At 51.4% G+C, this 1,881-nt stretch carries 2 protein-coding genes and 1 pseudogene; all 3 read right to left on the bottom strand.

Features of this window, described 5'->3' with window-relative positions:
• Positions 1 to 470: pseudogene (locus ACI3UA_RS05500) on the bottom strand (virulence-associated protein E); the annotation flags it as partial.
• Complete coding sequence (locus ACI3UA_RS05495) at positions 449 to 763, bottom strand: hypothetical protein (protein WP_439723828.1); 315 nt, start codon at positions 761 to 763, stop codon at positions 449 to 451. The gene ACI3UA_RS05495 and the pseudogene ACI3UA_RS05500, both read right to left, overlap by 22 nt.
• Positions 764 to 768: 5 nt before the next feature.
• On the bottom strand, positions 769 to 1,881 hold a 1,113-nt coding region (locus ACI3UA_RS05490), incomplete at its 5' end, for a DNA polymerase (protein ID WP_439723827.1).

Here is a 1,881-nt window from a genome sequence, read left to right as displayed (position 1 = left end):
GCAAACTCCATGCCAATCTGCATCGCCATGAACCTTGCTACCGGCTCATATTCGTCAGCTGTAGCCGTCCTGTCAAAAGGCAGGAGTATGCGGAGTCTTGGAGAAACCGCTGAATGCTTCCTTGTAGAATAAATGCAGTAGCCACAGCCGAGTGCGTCAATGCGCTTCAGTATCTCGTCGGTGCCGCCCGGAGGGATATTATCAAAGTCCAAGGTAATGAGGTCGCGCCCGGTAACTGCTCCGGCCTTGCGCCGCGTACCTGACAGGCTTCCTGCTATGAAGCCACCAACGTCTTTCCTGTCATCCTGCTCGGATTTCTTGAGGGAAAGATATTCCTGCATGGTTTCAGTTGACCGCGCGGGGATACGTAGCTTTTCATAAAACTCAGACAGCATCAGGATTTGCCCCTGCCAGTTTATGCTTTTCCTGTTATTGCCGGAGGTGATGCTTATTTTTCTGTCATACTGCATTTTGCGTCCTCCAACCGCTTAGCCCACCTAGCCATTTTCTTACTGCAAATGGCGGAAATGTCAGGGTCATCGAGTTTGACATTCAGTACCAGCAGAACCAAGCGAATATCGGCAATTTCTTCCTTGAAGTTTTTCATGGCCTCCTCGTGAGTGACAGGGGTAGGACTACTGCCGGGGACGAGGGTGCGCCTCACCTTGAGCGAGGCTTTTGAAAGCTCGGAGCATTCCTCTGCAAGCTGGCAAAGAAGCTCAGGAATCGTAAGATTATCGCTGATATATTTTAATGGATTCATATTTCTCAATCCTTTCTGAAAAAGTCGCCAATCCAACCATCCGCATTAAGCGGCAATCCGTCTGCCCAAGGTATCGGCAAAGTCATGAGCCGTACGACCTCATCCAAATCTGCTTTGTCGGCAGGGCAGTCGATAACAACCTCATCATGCACATGGAATACTATATCGAAGCCGCAGGCTTCCAGCCGCGCTATGGCAAGGGCAAGACAGTCGCGGGCTATTGCCTGAACGATATTCTCCACCAGCTTGCCCCCATAGGTTTCAAGCGTTGTCCACTGCTTGGTGGTCTGATTGATGCCCCTGTAGATGATAGACGGCTTTCCCCAGCGGTTCTCGCCGAGCTGGGGCTGGACATAGAACAGTTTCCTACGGCTGGGCAGAGTTATGGTCAGGAAATCCAGTCCGTTCGCGAGGTCAAATTCCCTCGCGAATATAAGGTTATTGACCCCGACAGGGCTTCCCGTCTGAATGACCGAGGCGGCAGCATTTTCGACTTTATACCATAGGTCGACTATCCTTTTGTTTGATGTGCGCCACCTAGTTACAATATCCTGCAAATCATCTTCAGGAATGCCCATGTTGAGCGCGCCCATCGTTATCAAGGCCCCTGCGCCGCCCTGATAGCCGAGTGCAAGCTCCGCTATTTTTCCCTTTGCCCGCAGGGCATATTCAGGATTTCCCTTCTTTATCCTGTCCAAAGGAACACCGAACATTTGACTGGCGGATGCTTCATAAATCTTGCCATGTGTACGGAATACCTCAAGCCGCCAATTTTCACCTGCAAGCCATGAGATTACCCGCGCCTCAATGCTGGAAAAGTCAGCATCCACCAGCTTGTTTCCGTCAGAGGCAATGAACGCCGTGCGGATAAGCTGGGATAGAGCATTTGCTACGGAGCCGAAATTGATTTTCAGCAAGTCTATTGCCCCGTGCCGTATGACGCTTCGCGCGAAATTAAGCTGCTCGATATAAGTGCGAGGGAGATTTTGGACCTGAACCAGCCTGCCTGCCCACCGGCCTGTGCGATTAGCACCGTAGAATTGGAGAAGCCCCCTGACACGTCCATCCTTGCAGACAGCTGACATTATGGCGTCATACTTCTTGGTGCTGGTCTTGCC

The organism is Anaerovibrio sp., from assembly GCF_051866355.1.
In the GTDB taxonomy this organism is placed as follows: domain Bacteria; phylum Bacillota; class Negativicutes; order Selenomonadales; family Selenomonadaceae; genus Anaerovibrio.
This window is presented reverse-complemented; position numbering and strand designations above follow the sequence as displayed.